Source organism: Bacillus sp. CPT56D-587-MTF, assembly GCF_058792335.1.
Map to the genome: position 1 here is coordinate 3,442,562 of NZ_JBYTEF010000001.1, position 16,783 is coordinate 3,459,344.

A 16,783-nucleotide genomic window follows, 5' to 3' on the forward strand; every position below is an offset into this window, starting at 1 on the left:
ATTTCATTATAAGTTTCACTTTATTTTACAAGAAAAACTTACGAATGTCATTCCAAGTTACAACTAACATAAGTAACATTAATAATGCAAAACCAATAAAGTGAACCATTCCTTCTTTTTGGCGATCAATTGGTTTCCCTCGTAACGCTTCAATTAAGAAGAAGAATAAACGGCCACCATCTAAAGCAGGAACTGGTAATAAATTAAATAAACCAAGATTAATGCTTAGAACTGCAGCTAAACTTAGTACACGCGTAAACCCATAATCTACAACTTGATCTGTTAGATTATAAATTCCTACTGGACCTGATAACTCATTAATAGAAAATTGACCAGTTACTAATTTAACAAGAGATTCAAAAATTAGTTTCGTCCATTGGTACGTTTGTTCAAATCCTGATTTAATAGAACCCATTACTGTTTTCTCTACAGGAGAATACACACCGATTCTACCAACTTCGTCTTTTCCTTCTTTATCGAGTGTTGGCGTTACTTTCACATTAAACTGTTCATTATCACGCTTTACTTGTAACGTAATTTCTTTATTTGGGTTTTCACGTACAATAGTAACAACATCTTTCCATGTACTTGTGTTTTTCCCATCAATAGCTTGAATTGTATCATTCTCTTTCAATCCAGCTTGCTGTGCTGCACTGTTATCCATCACTTTTCCAACCATTGGTTTGTCAACAGGAACCCCTTGTACAAATCCAAGAATCACAAAAATAACAAATGCTAAAATGAAGTTCATTGCAGGACCCGCAAAGATTGTTAAAGCGCGTTGCCCTAGTTTTTTCGAGCCAAATTGTCTATTATACGGAGCAATTTGAATTTCTTCCCCCGCAGTAATAATACGAGCCTTTTCATTCACTCGGAATGTTTGAAGCTCTTCCTCGTACTCTTCATAGCCCGAAATTGTTAAATTATGCTCCAAATCAGCTTGTTCGACTTCAATAACACGAACATTTGGATACTTTTCATATCCATCAAAAACTAATTTTACAACTTCGTCTTTTTCATTTAATACAAGGCCAACCTTTTTCCCAGGCTTTAACTCAACTGTGTCCGCATCCTCGCCGGCCATTCTTACATAGCCACCAAGGGGCAGTAATCGAATCGTATACACCGTTTCATTCTTTTCAAATGAGAATATTTTCGGACCAAAACCAATCGCAAACTCGCGGCATAAAATACCTGCTCTTTTTGCGAAATATAGATGCCCTAGCTCATGGAAAAATACGAGTGCACCGAAAATTAATATAAAGGCAATCGCTGTATTCAATTCCATAACCACCTTTGCTAAATTTGTTCCATCACAAACCGTCTTGTGGCCGCATCAATTTCCAAAATTTCCTCTAAGCTCGGTCGTGCAATGACATTGTGATGGTTCATTGCTTTTTCAATGAGGTCTTCCAATGTTAAGAAACCAATTCTCTTTTGTAAAAAGGCTTCAACCGCTACTTCATTCGCTGCGTTCATTACAGCTGGCATACTTCCACCTGCTTTTCCAGCTTCATACGCAAAACGTAAACAACGGAATCGTTCTTGGTCCATTTTCTCAAAATGCAACGTCCCTATTTCCCATAAGTTTAACTGTTTTGTGTCTGAAAGAGGCAATCTATCAGGATATGTAAGTGCGTATTGAATTGGTACTCGCATATCAGGTGAACCAAGCTGCGCCATTACACTACGATCTTCAAATTCAACCATAGAATGGATAATACTTTCTTTATGTAAAACAACATCGATTTGCTCATAAGGGATACCAAAAAGCCAATGTGCTTCAATTACTTCTAGTCCCTTATTCATCATTGTAGCAGAATCAATTGTAATTTTCGAACCCATTGACCAGTTTGGATGTCGAAGCGCATCTTCTACGGTCACATGATGCAATTCATCCCTCGTTTTATCACGGAAACTTCCACCAGAAGCCGTTATAATAAGACGAGAAATTCTTTTTTCATTTTCACCATTCAAGCACTGAAAAATAGCCGAATGTTCACTATCTACTGGAAGTAACGAAACATTATGTTTTCGTGCTGCTTCCATTACAAGATGTCCTGCAGTTACTAACGTTTCTTTATTTGCAATTCCAATTGTTTTTTTCGCCTCAATTGCACGAAGTGTTGGTAACAACCCTACGCTACCTACAACAGCATTTACTACAATCTCCGCATCTGGATGTAATGCTACTTCTAAAAGTCCTTCACTACCATATACAATTTTTGTATTACCAGAAACAGATTGTAATTTTAAAACATCTTCCTCTCTTTGCACAGAGACGATTTGCGGAGAAAATTCTTGAATTACCTTTACTGCATAGTCAATATTTTTCCCTACAGAAAAAGCAACGAGACGGAATTGGTCTGGGTGCGAGCGTAATACATCTAAAGTTTGTGTACCAATTGATCCGCTTGCACCTAATAAACTAATGTTTTTCATGACTCCAACCCCTCGTTCATTTATTAATTGTATTGTAATAAGAAGTAGAGAATTGGTAAAACGAATAACCAACTATCTGTTCGGTCTAATATACCACCATGCCCAGGTAAAATTGTACCTGAATCCTTTACGCCATAATGACGTTTAAAAGCAGATTGTACTAAATCACCAATTTGTCCAAAAATAGAAATGATAATTGTCAGCACAATTAAAATTACTACATTCGATTCGACTGGGAAGAACACGTTGTAAACAAGTGCCACAATAATTCCACAAACGATACCGCCTAATGAACCTTCAATCGTTTTATTCGGACTAATTTCTGGCCACAATTTTCTCTTGCCCAATGCTTTTCCTACGAAATATGCGCCTGAATCAGTAGCCCATATAACAAATAATGCGCAAAATACATATTTAATTCCTAATATTCTCGTTTCATTTAAATATAAGAATCCCATTGCCACATATGTCGTTGCCATCAGTAAAAATGAAGCATTATCAAAAGTAAATGTATTCTTAGAAAGGACTGTATATGATAAAAGTAATAAAACAATCACAAATGTGATTTCCAATTTACCTAATCCAATCCATGTAAACAGTTCTGATGCACTACTTGGAATTAAAAGAATCCACAATAATACTGCAGCTAAAACTGTCGGTACTGAAATAAGCGTAAGCTTATTCATACGAATTAATTCATATAAACCTATAGAAGCAAGTGCATACACTAAAACCGTAAAAGGCACGCCACCGTATATTACGATGGGAATGAATAGCGCGGCAGCAACCACTCCAGTAATAATTCTCTGTTTCACTACCAAACCCTCTCTTTCTACACGCCTCCGAATCTGCGCCCTCTATGTTGAAAGTCAGTAATCGCATTTAGCAAATGTTCTTCTTTGAAGTCTGGCCAATACACGTCTGTAAACCAAAACTCAGAATATGCAATTTGCCATAACATGAAATTACTAATACGTAGCTCTCCGCTTGTTCGGATTAACAACTCTGGATCAGGTAAAGAACTCGTCATTAAGTAGGAGGAAAGCATTTCTTCACTTACCTCTTCAGAACGAATTTTTCCTTCCTCATTATCTTTCATCATATGTTGCACAGCAGAAACGATTTCATCTCGACTTCCATAGTTTAACGCGAAATTAAGAATTAATCCCGTATTCTCTTTCGTATCTTCCATGGCTTTCTCCATCGCTCTGCGTGTATGCGTAGGAAGACGATCTTTTTGCCCTATTACTCGGACTTGTACGTTTTCTTCAATCAATTCTGGTAAAAATGTACCTAGAAATTCTTCTGGAAGCTTCATTAAATAATCAACTTCCTTTTTCGGTCTTTTCCAGTTCTCAGTTGAAAAAGCATAGAGAGTTAACACTTTCACATTAAGTTTACTTGCAAATTTTGTAATTTTCTTTACAACTTGCATACCTTCATGATGTCCCGCAATACGAGGCATTGCTCTCCTCTTTGCCCATCTTCCATTCCCATCCATAATGATGGCAATATGTTCTGGGATATATCCTTTTTTCACTTCTTCAACGAGATGATCAAACGATGTGTCCTTTTTACCTTTAAAAAAAGGAAAGTTTTTAAACATCATTCATACCCTCCAGCAAGCAGACGTATGCCTAAAAGTGTAAAAAGACCCCCTTAAGAAGAGGGTCATATTTGCGAAGTTATCGCTATTACACTTCCATGATTTCTTTTTCTTTGTTTTTTGCGATTTCGTCAACTTTTGCAATATATTTATCTGTTTCTTTTTGGATATCTTCAGTATATCCTCTTAAATCATCTTCTGTAATCTCGCCAGCTTTTTCAAGCTTCTTAAGATCATCATTTCCGTCACGACGTACGTTACGAACAGCAACTTTTGCTTCTTCAGCATATTTTTTCACAACTTTTACAAGATCACGACGACGCTCTTCTGTTAGTGCAGGGAATGCAATACGAATTACAGTTCCATCATTAGAAGGGTTTAAGCCTAAATCTGCTTTTAAAATTGCTTTTTCAATATCACCGATAGAAGTTTTATCATAAGGTTGAATTACTAGTAAACGCGCTTCTGGAACTGTAATGTTCGCTAATTGCACAACTGGTGTTGGTGCACCATAGTAATCAACTTGTACCTTATCTAATACAGACGCGTTTGCACGACCAGCACGAACTGTTGCTAATTCACGAGAATAAGCAGCAACTGCTTTTTCCATTTTTTCATTTGAAGACTTCAATACTTGTTGTCCCATATTTATTTCCCCCTTACCACTGTTCCGATATTTTCGCCTAAAACGGCACGTTTAATATTACCTTTTTCCATAACTGAGAATACAATTAGTGGAATATCATTATCCATACATAGAGAAGAAGCTGTAGAATCCATTACACCTAAACCTTCTTTTAATACATCTAAGTAAGTAAGCGTTTCGTATTTTGTAGCTGTTGGATCAATAGATGGATCCGCATTATATACACCATCTACATTGTTTTTCGCCATTAAAATTACATCTGCTTCAATTTCTGCCGCACGTAATGCTGCTGTTGTATCTGTAGAGAAGTATGGATTACCTGTACCTGCTGCAAAAATAACAACACGTTTTTTCTCTAAGTGACGAACTGCTTTACGACGAATGTAAGGTTCTGCAACTTGACGCATCTCAATTGAAGTTTGTACACGAGTTTGAATTCCGATATTCTCCAAGCTATCTTGAAGAGCTAATGAATTCATAACTGTCGCTAACATGCCCATGTAATCTGCCCCTGCACGATCCATGCCCATTTCACTTCCAATTTTTCCACGCCAAATGTTACCGCCACCAACAACAACAGCAACCTCTACATCAAGTTCTGCAATTTCTTTTACTTGTTCCGCAACTGACTTAATAACAGTTGGGTTAATTCCAAATCCTTGCTCTCCAGCTAAAGCTTCTCCACTTAGCTTTAAAACGACACGATTATATTTCGGTTTACTCATAATGAACCTCCAATTGCTTACATCTTTATTTTAAAAAAGGGAACACAATGTGTTCCCTAATCTGTATTAGTTACTACCTTTTACTTGGTTCATTACTTCTTCAGCAAAGTTGTCTTCGCGTTTTTCGATACCTTCACCAACAGCGTAGCGAACGAATCCTTTTAATGTTCCGCCTTTAGACTCAACGAACTGACGAACTTTCATATCAGGGTTTTTAACGAATGCTTGGTCAAGTAAGCAAATCTCTTCGAAGAATTTGCCTAGACGGCCTTCAACCATTTTCGCAACGATTTTCTCAGGCTTGCCTTCGTTTAATGCTTGTTGTGTTAATACTTGACGCTCATGCTCAACTTCTTCAGCTGTTACAGCATCGCGGTCGATGTATTTAGGGTTAACTGCAGCGATGTGCATTGCAACATCTTTAGCAGCAGCTTCATCAGTAGAACCTTCAAGAACTGTTAATACACCAATGCGTCCACCCATGTGTAGGTAAGCGCCGAATGCATCTGCATCAGTTTTTGATACGATTTCGAAACGACGAAGTGTAAGTTTTTCACCAATTTTAGCGATTGCTTCGTTGATGTGCTCTTCAACTTTTTTACCGTTTTCCATTGTTTGAGCCATAGCTTCTTCAACGTTAGCTGGTTTGTTAGTTAATAAGTGAGCAGCTAATTCTTTAATTAGCGTTTGGAAACCTTCGTTTTTCGCAACGAAATCAGTTTCAGAGTTTAATTCTAAGATTAAAGCGTCGTTACCGTTTGTTTCGATGAAAGTTAAACCTTCAGCAGCAATGCGGTCTGCTTTTTTAGCAGCTTTCGCAATACCTTTTTCACGTAAGAAGTCAATTGCCTTCTCCATGTCTCCGTTAGTTTCTGTTAAAGCTTTTTTGCAGTCCATCATACCTGCGCCAGTTTTTTCACGTAATTCTTTTACCATTTGAGCAGTGATTGCCATACTTTTCATCCTCCTAAAATATGTATTTATACCTTTTATAAAGGTGTTTATACCTTAAAAAAGGTGATAAAAGGCCGAACCCCTTATCACCTTTCCAACTTTGTTACGCAGTAACAGTTTCTTCACCTTGTTTTGCTTCAAGGATCGCGTCTGCCATTTTAGATGTAAGAAGTTTTACAGCACGAATTGCATCATCGTTTGCTGGGATAACGTGATCGATTTCGTCTGGATCACAGTTTGTATCAACGATACCGATGATTGGAATGTGTAATTTGCGTGCTTCAGCAACTGCAATACGCTCTTTACGAGGGTCTACTACGAATAATGCACTTGGAAGACCTTTCATATCTTTAATACCGCCTAAGAATTTCTCAAGACGCTCTAACTCTTTTTTAAGTTGAACAACTTCTTTCTTAGGAAGTACTTCGAAAGTACCATCTTCTTGCATTCTTTCGATGTCTTTAAGACGCTTGATACGCTTTTGGATTGTTTGGAAGTTTGTTAAAGTTCCACCTAACCAACGTTGGTTAACGAAGTACATACCAGCACGAGTTGCTTCTTCTTTAATAGCTTCTTGTGCTTGTTTTTTAGTACCTACGAATAAGATGTCTCCGCCTTCAGCAGCGATGTCGCGCATCGTTCTGTAAGCTTCCTCAACTTTTTTCACAGTTTTTTGTAAGTCGATGATGTAGATACCGTTACGCTCTGTGAAAATGTAACGCTTCATTTTTGGGTTCCAACGACGAGTTTGATGTCCGAAATGAACACCAGCTTCAAGCAATTGCTTCATAGAAATTACTGACATAATATAGTTCCTCCTAAATGGTTTTTGATATCCTCCGTTTACTTCATCTCTAAGCGAAACTACAAACGTAGCACCAACACTTAAATCAGTAAACGTGTGTACTTTGTACTGACACCACTGCTTACTATATCATACTGAAATATTACAATCAAGTCGAAAATGCGAACAATGTAAAACTTTCTTTGTTCATACTCGAATTCTAGTATTACCAACCTTCTTTTCTTTTAAGCAAAAAAGTAAATACAATTGATAGTTTTCCCAGAAAACACGCTTATGACACTTTTCACAAGCATCTTCTATCCATTGCACAAAAAAACTCTCCTCAATTGAGGAGAGTTTTTTATAAATTAGTTTGTTTTTAATTTAGCAAGTTCTTGTAGAAACTTGTCGTTTAGCACTTTAATGTATGTTCCTTTCATACCTAAAGAGCGAGACTCAATAACACCAGCACTTTCTAATTTACGTAGTGCATTTACGATTACAGAGCGAGTAATTCCTACGCGATCAGCAATTTTACTTGCAACAAGTAAACCTTCTGTTCCATTTAATTCTTCGAAGATATGCTCAATTGCTTCTAACTCACTGTAAGATAATGAGCTGATTGCCATTTGAACAACAGCTTTACTACGCGCTTCCTCTTCGATTTCTTCTGCTTTTTCACGTAAGATTTCCATACCTACAACAGTTGAGCTGTACTCAGCAAGGATTAAATCATCATCTAAGAACTCTTGACCAAGACGAGCTAATACTAATGTACCTAGACGCTCACCGCCACCAACGATTGGTACGATTGTAGTTAAACCTTGACCGAATAATTCTCTGTTTTCTACTGGGAATGCTGTGTAAGCACTGTTCACATCTAAGTTTGAAGATGTTTCTGTAATGTTGAATAAGCTTTGTGTATATTCTTCTGGGAATTGACGTTCTGCAAGCATTTGCTTCATGCGTTCGTTTTCGATTTGTTGGTGAATTGCATAACCTAGTAATTTACCACGACGGCTAACTACGAATACGTTTGCTTCGATTACTTCACACATTGTGTCAGACATTTCTCTAAAGTTTACAGGCTTCCCTGCTGCGCTCTGTAATAACGCATTTAATTTTCTCGTTTTTGCTAATAATTCCATTTCAAAAGTTCCTCCTACATGTTACTCACATATTTTTTCATCACTTGGAAACTAGGGCGAGTCACCTGATGACACTATTACAAAATAAACTGGCTCACATCTTTATTTTTAGCAATTGTTGCTAATTTCTCCTCAACGTATTGAGGTGTTATCGTTATTTTCTCTAACGTAATTTCAGATGCTTCAAACGATAAATCTTCAAGGAGCTTCTCCATAATCGTATGAAGTCTTCTTGCTCCAATATTATCTGTATCCTGATTAACTTGATAAGCAATCTCAGCAATCTTACGAATAGCTTCGTCTGAAAATTCAATTTCTATACCTTCAGTCGCTAATAATGCCATATATTGTTTAATTAACGCATTGTCAGGCTCGATTAATATTTTAACAAAATCGTCTGTCGATAATTTTGTTAATTCTACTCGAATCGGAAATCTCCCTTGCAATTCCGGAATTAAATCCGACGGTTTAGACATATGGAACGCTCCAGCTGCAACGAATAAAATATAATCCGTTTTTACTGATCCGTATTTTGTCGCAACATTCGACCCTTCTACAATTGGCAGAATGTCACGTTGCACACCTTCACGTGATACATCTACGCTATTCGACTGCTTACCAGCAATTTTGTCAATTTCATCGATAAAAATAATCCCGAGCTGTTCAGCACGATAAACAGCCTCTTGTGTAACCTCATCCATATCAATTAAGCGCTGTGCCTCTTCATTTGTCAAGAGTTTTCTTGCTTCTTTTACAAAAAGTTTACGTTTTTTCGTTTTTTTCGGCATAAAACTTCCTAGCGCATCTTGGAAATTCATTCCCATTTGTTCCATGCCAGTTCCTTGTAACATATCAAACATGGAAGACTGTTGTTCAGTCACTTCAATCGATACAATTTCTTCTTCAAGAAGCCCTGCAGCAAGCTTTCTCTCCACATCTTGACGTTTCTTTTCGATTTCAACATCTTCTTGTGTATCAGACGTTTGATTCGAATTTTGAGCGCCTCCAAAAAGCATCTCTAATGGATTTTTGAATCCAGATTGCTTCTCCGGACTCGGCACTAAAATTTCAACAAGACGTTGATTCGCTTGCTCTTCTGCTTTATCTTGAACTTTCACTACCATTTCTTCTTTTACGATACGAACTGATGTTTCCACCAAGTCACGTACCATCGACTCTACATCTCTACCCACATATCCAACTTCTGTGAATTTTGTAGCCTCAACCTTAATAAAAGGTGCTCCAACGAGTTTCGCCATTCGTCGTGCTACCTCTGTTTTCCCAACACCTGTCGGTCCAATCATTAAAATATTTTTAGGCGCAATTTCGTCACGTAAATTTTCAGCTAATTTACTGCGGCGATATCGATTTCTCAACGCTACAGCAACCGCTTTCTTTGCGTCTTTTTGACCGATGATGTATTGATCTAATTTTTCCACAATTTGGCGCGGAGTAAAATGTAAATGCATATAAAATGCCTCCCTTACGATTCTACAATTCTTCAACAATTATGTTGTGATTCGTATAAACACAAATATCGCCAGCAATCTCTAAACTCGCTTTCGCAATTTGCTTCGCTGTTAAGTGTTCACTTGCATATTGCTTTAAAGCACGACCTGCAGAAAGTGCATAATTCCCACCAGATCCAATTGCTAAAATACCATCATCCGGTTCAATCACTTCTCCTGTACCTGAAACAAGGAGCATAGTTGTTTTATCCATGACAATGAGCATCGCTTCTAGCTGACGTAACATTTTATCGCCACGCCATTGTTTTGCCATTTCAACAGCAGCACGCTGCAAGTTGCCATTATACTCTTCTAATTTCCCTTCAAACATTTCAAAAAGAGTAAATGCGTCAGCAACTGATCCTGCGAAACCAGCTAAAACTTTACCTTGGAAAAGTTTACGAACTTTACGAGCTGTATGTTTCATTACAACAGCATTTCCCATTGTCACTTGGCCATCTCCAGCCATTGCACATTCTCCATTATGATGAACTGCAAATATCGTTGTAGCGTGGAAATTTCCCATAGAAAAAACTCCTTTATTTGTTTTTATAGCTTTTAAAGCAATTTATGCCCGCGGGTGATGCTTCATGTAAACAGAACGCAATCTTTCTTTAGAGACATGCGTATAAATTTGTGTCGTCGACAAATTTTCATGGCCTAATAGCTCCTGTACAGTACGTAAATCCGCCCCTTCATCTAGCATATGTGTAGCAAATGTATGCCTTAACATATGGGGACTTATCCGCATTGTCAGCGAAGCCTTTTTAATGAGTTCATTTAAAACATAACGAACCCCACGACTTGTTAGCGGTGTACCTTTCGCATTTAAAAATACCATATGAGAATCTTCGTCAGTCTTATTAACTAACTGTTTTCTCCCATTCTCTATATAAGTAATTAAAGAATCTTGCGCATAGCTTCCGAACGGAATATACCTTTGTTTTTTTCCTTTTCCCATTACTAAAATTGTTCCCACCGCAAAGTCAATATCGGTAAGTTGTAAATTGACACATTCACTCACACGGATCCCAGTCGCATACATCAACTCTAATAAAGCTTGATTCCTTTGACCTAATGGCGTTTCCGTGTCAGAAACTTCAAATAATTCCTCTAACTCTTCAGCATATAAAAACTTTGGGATTGACAATTCTTTTTTGGGGAGTGACGCAAGTGCAAACGGATTATCCTTTCGATAACCTTCACGCATCAAAAAACGATATAAACTTCGTAAGCTTGATACTTTTCTTGCGACAGATTTACGGGCTAACTTTTCATCGTGTAACGTCGTTAAGTACAAACGAACATCCGCGTATGTAACGTCTAAAAAAGAGGATATGCCTTCTCGTTCCATAAATTGCACAAAATGTTCTAAATCATTTTGATAACTTGCAATTGTATATTTTGAATAATTTCTTTCAATTTGTAAATATCCAACGAATAATTGTAACAATTTCTTCACATTCACACAACTCACCTCAATAAAGGCTACTAAATCGTATCACAACTGAGTAGCCTTTGCAAGAAATTTAACTAAATATTTACAAAATTTCGAATCGTTTCTAAAGCGCGTGCTGCGTACGCTTCATTTCGTTCTACTTTCTTTTTAATCTTCTTCTCTAACGGTGCAAATAGACCGAAGTTCGCATTCATCGGCTGGAAGTTTTTAGCGTTCGTTGCCGTAATGTAATTTGCCATGCTACCCATCGCAGTTACTGGCGGTAATACAACTGGCTCTTCACCTTGCACAAGACGCGCAGCATTAATTCCTGCTAATAATCCTGATGCTGCTGATTCAACATATCCCTCTACTCCAGTCATTTGACCAGCGAAGAATAAATCATCACGTTGTTTATATTGATATGTTGGACGAAGCAAATTAGGTGAATTAATAAACGTATTACGATGCATTACACCATAACGTACAATCTCTGCATTTTCCAATCCCGGAATTAACTGTAGCACTTCTTTTTGCGGTCCCCACTTTAAATGAGTTTGGAAACCTACGATATTGTATAAAGTTCCCGCTGCATCATCTTGACGTAACTGAACAACAGCATATGGCGTTTTCCCTGTTTTGGGATCTTCCAATCCAACAGGTTTCATAGGTCCAAATACTAACGTCTGTCTCCCTCTACTTGCCATAACTTCTACTGGCATACAACCTTCAAAGAAAATTTCTTTTTCAAACTCTTTTAAAGGCACTGTCTCAGCAGCAATTAGAGCCTCATAAAAACGATCAAACTCTTCTTCTGTCATTGGGCAATTTAAATATGCAGCTTCACCTTTGTCATAACGCGATTTTAAATACACTTTATTCATGTCAATGCTGTCTTTTTCTACGATTGGGGCTGCAGCATCATAGAAGTAGAAATAATCTTCTCCTGTTAATTCTTTCAATTTTGCAGAAAGATCAGGAGATGTTAATGGACCTGTAGCAATAATTGTCGGTCCCTCTGGAATATCTGTAATTTCTTCATTCATTACAGTTACATTTGGATGGTTCTTTACGTATTCTGTTACTTTAGCTGCGAACTCATGACGATCTACAGCTAAAGCACCTCCAGCTGGTACAGAGCACTCATCCGCCGCACGAATAATTACAGAATCCATTAAGCGCATTTCCTCTTTAATAACTCCAACTGCATTTGTTAAAGTGTTTGCACGAAGTGAGTTACTACATACTAATTCAGCGAATTTATCTGTGTGATGAGCTGGCGTTTGCCTTACCGGTCTCATTTCATATAATCTAACTTGGACACCACGTTTTGCAATTTGGTAAGCTGCTTCACTTCCTGCAAGACCTGCGCCAATGACGTTTACTACTTGTGTTGTCATTTATATCACCTTTCCTTTTCTTCCCGAAAAAAATGTGAGCAGTTACGCTCACATTTGTTGTTCTTCTTCATAATCGCACGAAATACATTGTACTTGCACGCCTTTTTTCAACTTTTTCTCTACAAGCATGCCTTCGCACTTCGGACACTTACGACCAATTGGCTTATCCCAAGATACAAAGTCGCATTCCGGATACGTACCGCACCCATAGAAAAGACGTTTCTTTTTATTACTACGGCGTTCAATAATTTGACCCTTATCACACTTTGGACAAGTAACACCGATTTCTTTCACAATCGGCTTTGTATTACGACAATCTGGGAAATTCGAGCAAGCCATAAATTTCCCGTATTTACCCATTTTAAAGACCATTGGGTGATTACATAATTCACAATCTTCCCCAGCTGGTTCATCTTTAATTTCCACTTCACGCATTTCTTTTTCCGCTTTTTCTAAACGCGGTTCAAAACCTACGTAGAAATCATCAACAATTTTTACCCAATTCGCATTTCCTTCTTCTACTTCATCAAGGCTTTGCTCCATATTGGCAGTAAATTCAATGTTAATAATTTCTGGGAAAAACTCTAAAATAAGTTCAATTACTATTTCACCAAGTTCAGTCGGAACGAAGCGTTTATTATCCAAACCTACATACCCACGCTTTTGAATTGTTTCAAGTGTAGGTACATATGTTGACGGTCTTCCAATTCCAAGTTCTTCAAGTGTTCTTACTAGGCGAGCCTCTGTATAGCGCGGAGGAGGTTGTGTAAAATGTTGCTTTGGTTCTAAATCCTTTGAAAATACAGTTTCCCCTACTTCTAAAGGTGGCAACATCTTATCCTTTTCTTCAGCACCATCATCTTTTGACTCTACATACACTTTCATAAATCCTGGGAACTTTACAACCGATCCACTTGCACGGAACTGAACATTGTTATTAATGAGTCTCGCTGTCACAGTATCCATTATAGCAGACGCCATTTGACTTGCAACAAATCGCTCCCAAATCAATTTATATAATCGAAGTTGATCACGACCTAAGAAACTTTTTAGTTCCTCTGGCTTTCTCATTACTGAAGTAGGACGAATTGCCTCATGCGCATCTTGTGCATTTGACTTTTTCGTTTCTTTCTTCTTTTCTGTTCCTATGTATTCCGTACCATACGCTTCAGTGATGTAAGTACGAGCCTCTGTTTGAGCTGTTTCTGAGATACGTGTTGAATCAGTTCTCATATACGTAATAAGACCTACAGTTCCTTGTTTTCCAAGATCTATCCCTTCATACAATTGCTGTGCAAGCATCATTGTTTTCTTTGCTCGCATGTTTAACTTACGTGCTGCTTCTTGTTGCAAGGAAGATGTTGTAAACGGTAATGCAGGATTACGTTTTCGCTCTTTGCGCGTTACATTTTCAACTGAAAACGCATTGTCTTTCATCTGTTCAATTATTTCATTCACTTGCGTTTCATTTGTTAATTGAACTTTTTCACCATCTACACCGTAAAAGCTTGCTTCAAATGTGTCTTTTCCTTTTACAAATTCTGTTTTAATTGTCCAGAATTCTTCAGGTTCAAAGTTTTGAATTTCCCTTTCACGCTCGATGATTAAACGAACTGCTACAGATTGTACACGCCCTGCACTTAATCCTTTTTTTACTTTCTTCCATAATAAAGGACTAATATTGTAACCAACAAGACGATCAAGTATACGTCTTGCTTGTTGTGCATCCACTAAATCCATATTAATTGCACGAGGATGTTTAAATGATTCTTTGATTGCATCTTTCGTAATCTCATTAAACACAACCCGACAATCTGATTCAACGTCCACATTTAACGTATTCGCTAAATGCCAAGCAATCGCTTCCCCTTCACGGTCTGGATCGGCCGCGAGATAGACTTTCTTTGCTTTTTTCGCCGCTGATTTTAAATCTTTTAAGACGGGACCTTTACCACGAATGGTAATATACTTCGGGGTGAAGTTGTTCTTTACTTCTATCCCCATTTGACTTTTTGGCAAATCGCGAACATGTCCCATAGACGCGACAACTTTGTATTTTTTCCCTAAATATTTCTCAATGGTCTTCGCCTTAGAAGGCGACTCCACGATTACGAGGTAATCTGACATGCTAGTGCCTCCTTAAGAGGTGGATTCAAGTCTTCATTAATCTTATTGATTTCTCTTGTTTTTGTCAATCAAGAATGAATATACCATACAGTGCCAATCTACCATTTGTCAATAATTGTTTAATAAAAACATAAAAATATAAGGTTAATTTAAAATCTCTTCCAAGATATCTTCTGCATTTCTTACTAGTTTTGCTCCTTGCTGAATAAGATGATTCGTTCCCGATGCCCCCTCTACAAATATAGGTCCAGGAAGCGCAAACACCTCTCTATTTTGCTCTAACGCAAGGTCTGCAGTAATAAGTGTTCCACTTCTCGATTTCGCTTCTACAACTAAAACACCTTTACTTATACCACTAATAATCCGGTTCCTTTTTGGAAAATACCATTTTTTCGGTGCATAGTGCGGCGGATACTCTGTCAATAACAATATATATTCCTTCCACATTTCATATAAATGTCTATTTTCTTTCGGATACATAAAAGACAATCCATGCCCTAATATCGCAATAGTCGGGCAATGATGCCTTACTGTAATCTCATGAGACATTGTATCTATCCCTTTTGCAAACCCACTGACAATAAGCCACTCTCTTTCTAATAAAGGGTGTAAAATAAACTTCAAACTCTCATAACCATATAATGATGGTTCTCTCGTTCCAACAACTGCTAATTTATTTACTTTATTCAGGAAATCTTTCTCTCCTTTTCCATATAAAACGAAGGGAGGGTCTTGTATTTCACGTAATAATTGCGGATAATCTTCATCCCATATCGTTATATAAAAAATACGATTTCTCTCTAAATAAGATATATATTGCGGAAGATTTGAATTTTGAAGAAATTTTACTAGTTCTGAAGATTTTTTCGAGGATATTCCAGTGTAGTGTTCCATTTGTTTTTCGTTAAAATTATATATGTTCTTTAATTCTGGATCGACATATAGTAGCCTCTCCATCGCTTTCCAATAATCTGCTAGCAAGTAATGAACATGTAATAATCTCTCTCTTTTCATCTTGATTCTCCTTACCCATAATTTTTATTATGTAAACAGAAAAAAGTGTAAAAAGACACCCTCAAGTAAGAAGGTGTCTTTCAACAGATTAATAGTTTTTACAAGTCTCAAATAAACCTTTTTCTTTTAAAACAGAGATTAGCGTTTCTCCCATAACTGCTGGAGTTTCAGCTACTTTAATGCCACAAGCTTCCATTGTTTTAATCTTTTCAGCAGCAGTTCCTTTACCGCCAGAAATGATTGCACCAGCATGGCCCATACGTTTGCCAGCAGGCGCTGTTTGACCACCAATGAAGCCTACGACAGGTTTTGTCATATTAGCTTTTACCCATTCAGCTGCCTCTTCTTCTGCTGTACCGCCGATTTCACCAATCATAATTACAGCATGTGTTTCTTCATCTTCATTAAATGCTTTTAACGCATCAATAAAGTCTGTACCGTTAACAGGGTCTCCGCCGATACCTACAGCAGTAGATTGGCCAATACCTTCTTGTGTTAACTGATGTACAGCTTCATAAGTTAATGTACCAGAGCGAGATACGATACCAACATGACCTTTTTTATGAATATATCCTGGCATAATACCAATCTTACATTCATCTGGTGTGATTACACCTGGGCAGTTTGGTCCAAGTAAACGTGTATGTTTACCCGCCATATATCTCTTTACGTTTACCATATCTAATACAGGAATCCCTTCAGTAATACATACTACTAAATCAATTTCTGCATCAACAGCTTCCATAATTGCATCTGCCGCAAAAGCGGGTGGAACGTATACAACTGAAGCGTTTGCGCCTGTTGCTTTCACTGCATCTTCTACTGTATCAAATACTGGTACACCTTCAATATCAGTGCCGCCCTTACCTGGTGTTACACCACCGACAATTTTCGTACCGTATTCAATCATTTGTTTTGTATGGAATAAACCTTGAGAACCTGTAATACCTTGAACAATAACTTTTGTATCTTTATTAACTAATACGCTCAT

General features: G+C 37.5%; 17 protein-coding genes. All 17 read right to left on the reverse strand.

Annotated features, from left to right (window positions below; translation table 11 throughout):
* Nucleotides 1-25: 25 nt before the first annotated feature.
* Nucleotides 26-1,282, reverse strand: a complete 1,257-nt coding sequence (gene rseP / locus AC3WVZ_RS17630; protein ID WP_001090244.1) for an RIP metalloprotease RseP — start codon at nucleotides 1,280-1,282, stop codon at nucleotides 26-28.
* 17 nt (nucleotides 1,283-1,299) lie between these two features.
* Nucleotides 1,300-2,442, reverse strand: a complete 1,143-nt coding sequence (dxr, locus tag AC3WVZ_RS17635) for a 1-deoxy-D-xylulose-5-phosphate reductoisomerase (protein WP_088321980.1) — start codon at nucleotides 2,440-2,442, stop codon at nucleotides 1,300-1,302.
* A 23-nt stretch (nucleotides 2,443-2,465) separates the two neighbouring features.
* A complete protein-coding gene (gene cdsA, locus AC3WVZ_RS17640) occupies nucleotides 2,466-3,257 on the reverse strand; it encodes a phosphatidate cytidylyltransferase (RefSeq protein ID WP_000813592.1) in 792 nt (263 codons plus the stop codon).
* Between the two features lie 17 nt (nucleotides 3,258-3,274).
* Entirely contained in the window at nucleotides 3,275-4,051 is a 777-nt protein-coding gene (uppS, locus tag AC3WVZ_RS17645) for an undecaprenyl pyrophosphate synthase (RefSeq protein WP_000971296.1), read from the reverse strand.
* 85 nt (nucleotides 4,052-4,136) lie between these two features.
* Nucleotides 4,137-4,694, reverse strand: coding sequence for a ribosome recycling factor (gene frr, locus AC3WVZ_RS17650; RefSeq protein WP_000531501.1), 558 nt, complete (start codon nucleotides 4,692-4,694; stop codon nucleotides 4,137-4,139).
* 2 nt (nucleotides 4,695-4,696) lie between these two features.
* Nucleotides 4,697-5,419, reverse strand: a complete 723-nt coding sequence (gene pyrH / locus AC3WVZ_RS17655; protein ID WP_000042668.1) for a UMP kinase — start codon at nucleotides 5,417-5,419, stop codon at nucleotides 4,697-4,699.
* A 66-nt stretch (nucleotides 5,420-5,485) separates the two neighbouring features.
* The gene (gene tsf, locus AC3WVZ_RS17660) at nucleotides 5,486-6,373 is read right to left on the reverse strand and encodes a translation elongation factor Ts (RefSeq protein ID WP_001018578.1); all 888 of its coding nucleotides are present in this window, start codon (nucleotides 6,371-6,373) and stop codon (nucleotides 5,486-5,488) included.
* Between the two features lie 103 nt (nucleotides 6,374-6,476).
* Nucleotides 6,477-7,178, reverse strand: a complete 702-nt coding sequence (rpsB, locus tag AC3WVZ_RS17665) for a 30S ribosomal protein S2 (RefSeq protein WP_000111485.1) — start codon at nucleotides 7,176-7,178, stop codon at nucleotides 6,477-6,479.
* 186 nt (nucleotides 7,179-7,364) lie between these two features.
* Entirely contained in the window at nucleotides 7,365-7,487 is a 123-nt protein-coding gene (locus AC3WVZ_RS17670; RefSeq protein ID WP_282082056.1) for a hypothetical protein, read from the reverse strand.
* Nucleotides 7,488-7,525: 38 nt separating this feature from the next.
* Nucleotides 7,526-8,305, reverse strand: coding sequence for a GTP-sensing pleiotropic transcriptional regulator CodY (gene codY / locus AC3WVZ_RS17675; protein WP_000421290.1), 780 nt, complete (start codon nucleotides 8,303-8,305; stop codon nucleotides 7,526-7,528).
* 77 nt (nucleotides 8,306-8,382) lie between these two features.
* Nucleotides 8,383-9,774: an ATP-dependent protease ATPase subunit HslU gene (hslU, locus tag AC3WVZ_RS17680; protein ID WP_233935217.1), complete on the reverse strand. Its 1,392-nt coding sequence runs from the start codon at nucleotides 9,772-9,774 to the stop codon at nucleotides 8,383-8,385.
* Nucleotides 9,775-9,796: 22 nt separating this feature from the next.
* Entirely contained in the window at nucleotides 9,797-10,339 is a 543-nt protein-coding gene (gene hslV / locus AC3WVZ_RS17685; protein ID WP_000526272.1) for an ATP-dependent protease proteolytic subunit HslV, read from the reverse strand.
* Between the two features lie 42 nt (nucleotides 10,340-10,381).
* Entirely contained in the window at nucleotides 10,382-11,281 is a 900-nt protein-coding gene (gene xerC / locus AC3WVZ_RS17690; RefSeq protein WP_001101243.1) for a tyrosine recombinase XerC, read from the reverse strand.
* 65 nt (nucleotides 11,282-11,346) lie between these two features.
* A complete protein-coding gene (gene trmFO, locus AC3WVZ_RS17695; RefSeq protein ID WP_000213003.1) occupies nucleotides 11,347-12,651 on the reverse strand; it encodes an FADH(2)-oxidizing methylenetetrahydrofolate--tRNA-(uracil(54)-C(5))-methyltransferase TrmFO in 1,305 nt (434 codons plus the stop codon).
* Between the two features lie 48 nt (nucleotides 12,652-12,699).
* The gene (gene topA, locus AC3WVZ_RS17700) at nucleotides 12,700-14,778 is read right to left on the reverse strand and encodes a type I DNA topoisomerase (protein WP_001286963.1); all 2,079 of its coding nucleotides are present in this window, start codon (nucleotides 14,776-14,778) and stop codon (nucleotides 12,700-12,702) included.
* A gap of 144 nt (nucleotides 14,779-14,922) precedes the next feature.
* Nucleotides 14,923-15,792: a DNA-processing protein DprA gene (gene dprA / locus AC3WVZ_RS17705; protein WP_000818060.1), complete on the reverse strand. Its 870-nt coding sequence runs from the start codon at nucleotides 15,790-15,792 to the stop codon at nucleotides 14,923-14,925.
* Between the two features lie 88 nt (nucleotides 15,793-15,880).
* Nucleotides 15,881-16,783: a succinate--CoA ligase subunit alpha gene (gene sucD / locus AC3WVZ_RS17710; protein ID WP_000115178.1), complete on the reverse strand. Its 903-nt coding sequence runs from the start codon at nucleotides 16,781-16,783 to the stop codon at nucleotides 15,881-15,883.